This window comes from Chitinophaga sp. (genome assembly GCF_035538455.1).
GTDB lineage: Bacteria > Bacteroidota > Bacteroidia > Chitinophagales > Chitinophagaceae > Chitinophaga.
Genome location: NZ_DATLKJ010000033.1, coordinates 19,116 through 27,990 on the forward strand (window position 1 = coordinate 19,116; position 8,875 = coordinate 27,990).

Below are 8,875 nucleotides of genomic sequence, written 5' to 3' on the forward strand. Positions count from 1 at the left end.
CTTCGCTGCATTTCAAATAACCAAATAACCAAATAACTAAATAAAAAAATAACCAGATCTCACTATCGGAGAAGAACCGTCTTCAGTTCAGCCGCCTGCTGCTGAAAATTATAATGGGCCGAAATATGCCTGAATCCTGCTTCCCCCATTTGTTTGCATCTGGCAGGATCTTTCAACAGGGTGATCATCGCTTTGCCCATTTCTTCATAATCGCCTTCATCAACCAGCAATCCGCTTTCTTCTTCTTTAATGGCATCTTTAATACCAGCGTGCCGTGTGCTTACTACCGGCAGTCCGCAGGCGCTGGCTTCCAGGATGCTTAACGGTGTGCCCTCAGAATCGCCACTGGCAGGCCGCAGCGAATGCTGCACATACATGCGCGCACTATGCAGGTGCGCTACGATCTCTTCCCTGGATTGTATCCCCAGGAACTTAATGGCATCACTGAGACCCAATTCTGCTGCCAGTTGTTTGCATGATTCATGCATCTCCCCCGCTCCTATCATTCTCAGCTCTGCTTCCGGGATGGCATCATGTGCAATTTTGAATGCACGTATCAGCAGGTCAGGAGCTTTCTTGGGCGTGAAGCGGCCTACATTCACGAGTACCGGACCGTTGCGGGAGGGGTCCGTCACGGTGAAGCGCTGTAAGTTAATCCCGTAAGGAATGAATTTTACTTTTTCTTCCGGCGCGCCCAGTGAGATCAGCTGCTGCCGCATCTCCGTGGAAACCGCCACAACTGTGTGCGCGAGGCGGAACATATGCTGGTAAGCTGCTTTGTATTTATCGAGTGTTGCGTATTCGTATGCATCAAAGCCGTGGTAGTGTACCACCAGCTTTACACCTGCCTTCGCGCACGCATCTGCTACGGATGACCCTACTGTGCCGTAATTGGCCAGCAGCGTGTTGATATTCCTGCGCTTCAGATAGGCGGCCAGTGAATTCGTATAGGCATTATGGAATATACCGGGAGCCAGCCGCTTACTAACACCTCTGGCTATATGAAAATTGAACGGGAAAGACAGCTGCCAGTCTTCCTCTCTTGATGCTACAGGGTAATTGCCCTGATAGATCAGTATTTCCGGCTCAAGGTAGGTTACCTGGTCTTTGATGAATGTTTCAGAATAGGCTACAAGGTTAGGACTCGCAATACAAAGTTGTTTGGTCATGATGTCGTTTTTTTCTCAGCCACAATCACAAAGGTTCCTGCGTCCTTATCCTTGCTCGACTGAGAAGTAGTTTTATCGAAGAAAAAGATCAGCGGCTGAAAAATAATAGCCAGCAGACCGCGCATGGCACCGGGAACTTTGAACAGGAACCCATCCTGGAACAACTGCAGCCCGGTTGCTGCTCTGCCAATAATACCACGGAAATATTTTATTTCAAAACCTCTTTCCGTAATAATCTTTTTTAAGCCGGTGGATGTCCATCGCCAGTAGTCGGTAGGGTCCGGGTGAAACATCCAGTAGCCGTGTGTGCTGATGATGAGCTTTCCTCCCGGCTTCAGTATGCGCAGGGCTTCTTCCAGGTAGAAAATAGGATTCTCCACATGTTCCAGTACCTGTGTAGACAGCACAAAGTCTACCTGGTTATCAGGCATAGCGATCCTTCCTTCAGGATCAATATGGATCTCTGCCCTGGGATTCTCTGACAGATCGATGCCGATGTAACGCTCGGTATACGGCGCTACCAGTGGCTCATACGGCATATTTCCGCAACCGTAATCTGCTATCTGTACCTGGTCTTTCATTGGCTTCACAAACTGCTCTAACACCTTTTCGATTTGTTTCCTCAGCTGGATAAGATAGTGTCTTCTGGTATTAAAAATACCGGGTTTCAACCGGACAACGCCGGCCTCTCTCGCTTCGCTCATTTACTAAATATGGTTATGGTTATTAACTTAGGTTTTCCTCTTCACTAATCTGTTTAACAAGATAATAAAAGTAGAGTTAATATCCATAGACACTTTTGTGACAAGTATGCCACTTCCAAACAGGACGGCGAAAACGGAGCTGTCGATCAGAATATCTGCATATACGTTACCGGTAGACGGTATCAGCAGGCAGAGGCCGTATGCCAGCAGGGCAATGGCGAGCGCTTTCAGTGTATTGAAGGAGAATGGTTGCAGGCCAAACCTTTTCCAGATGAAAAAATAACGGATGGTATTGAATACGAACATGGAAATCAGGCTGGAATAACCAGAGCCGATGATACCGTGTTTTTTTATGAGGAAATAATTGAGCGGGATAGACAGAGCAGCCAGTATAATGGAGCTGGTCAATTCAAAACGCCAGTAACGTGAAGTGCCAATCAGCTGTTGGTTTACGCCGGTGCCCATATCAATTACCTTGGAGATGCCCAGCATCAATACAACATATTTTGCAGCAGCAAATTCCATCGGCATGATCCGGTAAATATTATCGATATTCAACCAGATACACAGGAAGATGAATAATGCGGCTACCAGTTGCAGCAGTGCCGACTTCTGATAAATCTCTTCTATTTTGGCAATATTCTTATCCTTCCATGATTGCGCCATCACCGGTGTGGCAATACCGGCGATACTCCGCTGCGGTACCTGTATCAGTGTAGCCATATACGTTGCAATGGCGAGGTGTGCCGCCTGGTCCAATCCTTTGAAGCTGGAGATGATCAGTGCATCTATATTCTGAGCCACCAGCACACAGATAGTCGCCCCCATGATAGACAGGGAATAGACCACCATTCGTTTGAAGAGACGACGGGTTACCTTACTTAATTTGAAGGTGATGTCTAACAGGTTTTTCTTCCGGAGATATATCAGCAGGGCAAACAGCGCCAGTACATAAGACAGGCTGAACCACCACATGAATCCGGTAAATGTAAGCAGTTTTGCAATGTAAAGCCCGATCAGCAGCATAGTAAACAGGCGCGTACCTATCTCTTTCAGGGAATTGGGCATCACGGTTTCATGCCTCGACCAGCTATAGGATTCAAAGACGGAATAAAGCACCATCCCCAATACAAAAGGATACAGCAGATAGAAGTAATCGATGAACAAAGGAGAATTGGTGCCGAACTTCCGGATAATAAGCCCTTTGAATATAAAGGTACCTGCTACAAACAGCAGGAACCCCAGTATGCTGGCCAACAGCACCCAGCCCGCCAGGTCGTTGTCTTTTTTAGGGAGATGTGAAGCGTAGTAAGGATAAAACCTGTTTACCATCGTGCCTGTGCTGAAAGTACAGAATGGTACCAGGATAATACCCAGATCCATCATAATGCGTGTAAGTCCGAACTCGGCGCTGGTAAAGAAGTTAGGGAACAGTAAGAGGGTATTGATTCCTCCGATGGCAAATCCGACATATATCAGTATAGAGGATTTCAGACTCTGATGTTTTACTACTCCCATTTATCGCGTAAGAATTATTTAACCTGATTAACAGGCACAATATTACGCCAAAAGCTAACACAATTCAACAATTTAAGTACATTTGCGCCCGATGATCCAGTATTTCGTTAATATCAATTCCGCGACCGTAGAGATCAAGGAGCCGGAAAACGGTGCATGGGTGAATATTACCCCGCCGCTAAAGCAGGCAGAGTTTGAAGAACTGTCAGAAAAGCTGGATATCCCACTGGACTTCCTCACCGACTCACTGGATATTGACGAGCGTTCCCGCTATGAGCTGGAAGACAATGTTAAGCTCATTGTTATCAAAACGCCCACAGAAAACAATTCCATCAACGAGAGTGAAGCCTACTATATCACGATCCCTATTGTGATCATTCTTACACACAACCAGATCATCACCGTTAACTCTTTCGATAACCAGGCTATCAAACGCTTCCTCACTACCTTTCATAACCGCTCTCCCGAAAAGCGTAATATGATGGTGCTGAAGATATTTGAGAAGATTGTACTCAATTTCCTGGATCACCTGAAAGAGATCAACCAGCGCAGGAACCTGCTGGAGCAACAGCTTTACCTGTCCAACAGAAACGAAGAACTGCTGGCCATCATGCGTATCCAGAAAAGCCTGGTGTATATTGTTACCGCGCTGCGCAGTAATGAACTGCTCCTGATGAAACTGGCACGCACCAACGCGCTCGCCCTGAATGAAGATGAGAAGGAGTTCCTGAATGACCTGATCGTAGATACTTCGCAGGCGCTTGAAATGGCAAACATCTATACCAACATTCTCAGCAGTACAATGGATGCCTTTGCCAGCATCATTTCCAACAACCTTAACGTAGTGATGAAGCGTCTTACCTCCATCACCATTGTGCTCAGCTTCCCTATGCTGGTGGCATCTATTTACGGTATGAACGTGGATATTCCCTACCAGCACACCCTTCATGCTTTCTACATTCCCATCATTCTCTCCATCGTTATTTCTGTTATTATCAGTATGTATTTTATGAAGAAGAAATGGTTCTGATTAGTTCTTCCTAAATTATATATTTACACCAGACATCCATACTGACTGATATGCAAACAGGATTCAACGTAAGGGTTTACGGCATCATGTTCAATGAAAAGAAACAGGTGCTGGTAAGCGACGAATACATCCGCGGTGGTTATTACACCAAATTTCCCGGCGGCGGCCTCGAATTCGGGGAGGGCACACTGGAGTGCATTGTACGTGAATGGCAGGAAGAGCTGGGCCAGGATATAACGGTGGCGGAACATATCTACACCACCGACTTCTTCCAGATCTCTGCCTTCGATAATGAAACACAGATCATCTCTATATACTACCTGGTAGAAGCCCGCTCTCCTTTGACAGTGCAGCTGATCAGCACACCATTTGATTTCACAGTACCGGAAGGTGTATCAGAAATGGAACGCGCCCGCTGGATAGACTGGGCCGACTTCTCCGCTGCCGCTGTTACCTTACCTATTGATAAAGTGGTCGCAGATATGGTAAAAAAGAAATACTGAATATTTAGGGATTTGGGGATTATTTGATTTTGGAATTTTTAAATACAGTGGAGATTATGTGCTGTTATGCTTATATCGAATAACAATTATCTATTTTCGTTGTATTTAAAAATTCCAAAATCAAATAATCCCCAAATCTCTAAATATTAGGAACTGGCTCTTCAAGCGGATGTTCCTTTCCCATGGCCGCAGCTTTCATACGTGCAGCAGTTTCATGGCCCAGGTAGCGTTCAATGCGGTTCTCCAGCAGGTAGATCAGCGGTGTTAACGCCACCGCCACTACGAATTTATAGCTGTAGTTGACAAGGCAGATAGCCAGCACACGCTGCCAGCTCCAGTTGTTTCCGAGTTTGAAGGCAATGTACAATACGATGAAGCTATCTACCAGCTGCGATACCACTGTTGACCCTGTGGCTCTCAGCCATACATGCTTTTCACCGGTGCTTCTCTTGATGCGGTGAAATACAGTTACGTCTACAATCTGGCTTACAAGGAAAGCGGTGAGGCTGCCAAGTATGATCCACATACCCTGCCCGAAGATGCTTTCGAAAGCGGTCTGCATATTGGGGATGCCCTGATCTGCCTTACTTCCCAGCCACCAGTTGTCTGCCGGCACTTTCATAGCCACGAAGAACATGATGAAGGCGTAAGAGATCAGCGCCACTGCAATGTAAGAGATGCGGCGCACCGCTTTTGGCCCGAAGTATTCATTGACAATATCTGTCATTACAAATTCCAGTGGCCATAACAACACGCCTGCCGTGAGCGTATATGCCAGTCCGCTCTGACCAAAGAGGGTAAAGTGGTGTACGGGCAGTCCCAGCAATTGTTCCAGGGAGAATAGTTTGCCGCCGATGCATTCTGCGATCAGTGCGTTTGCCACAAAGAAGCAGGCAAATATCATAAAAAGCTTGGTGGGCTTGTCGTTCAACAGATTCTTAATCATCAGTAATTAACTATAAGTTGAAATATAAGGATAGCTATATTGAGCAAATATAACCATGGCGGCAATGCTTTCCATGTTATTTTCTTTAGCAGGAGCAGTATGCCCGTAATCACACAAACCAGCAAATTCAGCGGGAAGGCCACCCCCAGGCCAAGTACAACGATATGATTTATCATAGCATCCCAGGCATGATCATAGGCTATAATGCGCAGCAATTCTCCTATAATAAAACACAGATTGCATATAAATGCAAATTTTAACACAAATCGGATCCAGCGCATGTTGAAATTTAGAATAAATTACATTTATTTTTGTTTCTTTAATAATAACTAAATTAAAAATATCCGATGAAGCAAAACTGGCTAAAAGCCATTCTTCCACATCTTGCAGCAATTGGCATTTTCATATTGCTGGCGACGGTTTACTGTTCTCCCGTATTAGAAGGCAAGATAGTAAACCAAAGCGACATGATGAACGTAAAGGGAATGGCTAAAGAAGCGAAGGACTTTTATGAAAAAACCGGTGAGAACCCATTATGGTCTAACAGTATGTTTTCCGGAATGCCTACATACGTGGTGTATACCGGTCCCGGCTCCAACAAGCTGGCATACATGAACCATGTGCTCACCCTCTTCCTGCCAGATCCTGTGAATATGTTGTTCATGGCCATGATATGCATGTATCTCCTTGCCTGCATACTGGACTTCAAATACTGGATACGTATCCTGGGGGCCATTGCTTTTGCTTTCTGTTCCTATAACGTGATTCTCATAGATGTAGGCCATGTTACCAAAATGTGGGACATCGCGGTGATGCCGGCTGTACTGGCAGGGATTATCCTCACCTACCGCGGCAAACTGATCACCGGCGCTGCGCTCACTGCGCTGGCTACCGGTGTGCTGGTATACAACAACCACCTGCAGATGATTTACTATACACTGATCATGGTGCTGTGTCTTGTTGCGGCCGCATTTGTACATTCTTATAAAGAAAAGACGCTGCCACAGTTCTTCAAAGCGTCTGTATTGCTGGGTATTGCCGGTATACTGGCGGTACTGCCTTCCATCGATACGCTACTGATCACCAAAGAATATGCTGATTACACCATGCGTGGCAGCAAATCTGAACTGACGCTTGACCAGGAGGATGTTACCCAGAAGAAATCTACCGGTCTTGAAATAGGCTATGCATTCGACTGGAGCTACGGTACTATGGAAACCTTCACTATGCTGATTCCTGGCTTTGCTGGTAACTCCTCTTCCCAGAAACTGGGCACCGGCTCACACGTATATGAACAGCTGGTAGCCATGGGCGTGCCTGCGGCACAGGCAGAGCAATATATGGATCAGGGCCGCTTCCCGCTATATTACGGCGCACAGGCCAAGGGTACATCGGGTCCTGTATACGTAGGCGCCATCATCTGCTTCCTTTTTATATTATCGTTACTGTTGGTCAGCAGCTGGCATAAGTGGTGGCTGCTCGCCGTCACAGTTATTGGTACCATACTCGCATGGGGTAAGAACCTCTCTTTTATCAACGATTTCCTTTTCTATCATCTGCCTCTATACAACAAATTCCGTGCTCCTGCCCAGGCGCTCGTATTGCCCTCACTCACCTTCGTGATCCTTGCCTGTTGGGCATTACAGGAAGTAGTGAATGGTAAGCATACCAAAGAGGAATTACTGAAAAAACTGAAGAATGCCACGTATATCACCGGCGGGCTTATTATAGTTGTAGGTATTATTGGCAGTTTCGTTTATTCCTTTACTGGTCCAGGCGATGCAGGTGTTTTGCAAATGTTTTCGCAGATGATGGGCGGAGAAGAAAATGGTAAACTTGTAATGCGTGCTATAGAGAAAGACCGCAGCTCGCTGCTGCTGAAGGACAGTATCCGTTCGCTGGTATTTGTTGCGATCGCTGCAGGCGCTATATGGGCGTATATCCAGGGTAAACTGAAATGGCAGGCGGCAGGCATTATCCTCGCTGTTGCCGTTACCGTAGATCTGGTACAGGTAGATAAAAACTATCTCAACGGCGACAGCTTCATGGATGAAGCCAACTTCATGGGACAGCTCACACCCTCACAGGCTGACCTCCAGATCCTCCAGGACACTGATCCGTATTACCGTGTACTCAACCTGACCGTGGCCCCGTTTGATAATGCAGCGCCCTCCTATTTCCACAAGAACATCGGTGGTTACAGTCCCGCCAAATTGTGGATCTACCAGGATCTTATCTCACACCAGATTGCAAAGAACAATATCAAGGTGTTGAATATGCTCAACACCAAATACATTATCGTTCCTGATCAGAAAACCAACCTGCCTGTTGCGCAGCGCAATCCTGATAATAACGGTAATGCCTGGTTTGTGAAGGGTATCGTATGGGCGCCGGATGCCAATACCGAAATGAAAACGCTGGACTACCTCAACAACAAAGATTCTGTTGTAATAGACAAACGCTTTGAAGGTCATGTAGGCAATGGTTTCAGACCAGGTAACGACAGCAGCGCCAGTATCAGGCTCACCAAATACGGCCTGAACAAACTGGAATATACCTCCAGCAACAGCCAGGAAGGCCTGGGTGTGTTCTCTGAAATATACTACCCCGCAGGCTGGACAGCCGCCATTGATGGCAAGCCCGCAGACATCATCCGCGTTGACTATGCGCTGCGTGCTCTCAAAATACCGGCCGGGCAACACAAGATAGAAATGACCTTCGCTCCTGCTACTTTCTACAAAGGACAAAGGATCTCAGGCATTTCCTCTGCCCTGCTGCTGTTGCTTGCAGCCGCGGCATTCATCCGGGAATTCATCAACCAGCGCAAAAAGGCTGGTAACGTTTAACACGTTATAGTATAAAATAAAAGAGGCTGTATCATAAATAAATGATGCAGCCTCTTCTTTTTTGTCGATATATTTTATCAATTTGAGATAAAATCTTAAAAAATCAATATTCTTCAGTCATTTTAAGCTGCCTTTTTACGCAGATTATGTGCTAATGCC

7 protein-coding genes are annotated in these 8,875 nt (G+C 46.2%); 3 read left to right on the top strand and 4 right to left on the bottom strand.

The annotated features are described in order from the left end of the window. Positions 1-62: 62 nt before the first annotated feature. From VM802_RS03445 to VM802_RS03455, 3 genes are read right to left on the bottom strand one after another with little or no spacing between them, the layout of a single operon-like run. Positions 63-1,169: a glycosyltransferase family 4 protein gene (locus VM802_RS03445; protein WP_325527999.1), complete on the bottom strand. Its 1,107-nt coding sequence runs from the start codon at positions 1,167-1,169 to the stop codon at positions 63-65. Beyond that, positions 1,166-1,873 carry a class I SAM-dependent methyltransferase gene (locus VM802_RS03450; RefSeq protein ID WP_325528000.1) on the bottom strand — a complete coding sequence of 236 codons (708 nt, stop codon included), beginning with the start codon at positions 1,871-1,873 and terminating at the stop codon, positions 1,166-1,168. The genes VM802_RS03445 and VM802_RS03450 overlap by 4 nt, the downstream gene beginning before the upstream one ends. Positions 1,874-1,900: 27 nt before the next feature. Next, positions 1,901-3,391 carry a lipopolysaccharide biosynthesis protein gene (locus VM802_RS03455; RefSeq protein ID WP_325528002.1) on the bottom strand — a complete coding sequence of 497 codons (1,491 nt, stop codon included), beginning with the start codon at positions 3,389-3,391 and terminating at the stop codon, positions 1,901-1,903. Between the two features lie 91 nt (positions 3,392-3,482). Here VM802_RS03455 and VM802_RS03460 point away from each other — a divergent pair, with 91 nt between their 5' ends. Together VM802_RS03460 and VM802_RS03465 are read left to right on the top strand one after the other, a co-directional pair. After that, positions 3,483-4,421: a magnesium transporter CorA family protein gene (locus VM802_RS03460; protein ID WP_325528004.1), complete on the top strand. Its 939-nt coding sequence runs from the start codon at positions 3,483-3,485 to the stop codon at positions 4,419-4,421. A 50-nt stretch (positions 4,422-4,471) separates the two neighbouring features. After that, entirely contained in the window at positions 4,472-4,924 is a 453-nt protein-coding gene (locus VM802_RS03465; RefSeq protein ID WP_325528006.1) for an NUDIX hydrolase, read from the top strand. Positions 4,925-5,063: 139 nt separating this feature from the next. Here VM802_RS03465 and VM802_RS03470 read toward each other — a convergent pair whose 3' ends face one another. After that, positions 5,064-5,870, bottom strand: coding sequence for a queuosine precursor transporter (locus VM802_RS03470; RefSeq protein WP_325528008.1), 807 nt, complete (start codon positions 5,868-5,870; stop codon positions 5,064-5,066). Between the two features lie 347 nt (positions 5,871-6,217). On the opposite strand from VM802_RS03470, the gene VM802_RS03475 reads away from it, so the two are divergent. Next, the gene (locus VM802_RS03475) at positions 6,218-8,716 is read left to right on the top strand and encodes a YfhO family protein (RefSeq protein WP_325528010.1); all 2,499 of its coding nucleotides are present in this window, start codon (positions 6,218-6,220) and stop codon (positions 8,714-8,716) included. Positions 8,717-8,875: the final 159 nt, after the last annotated feature.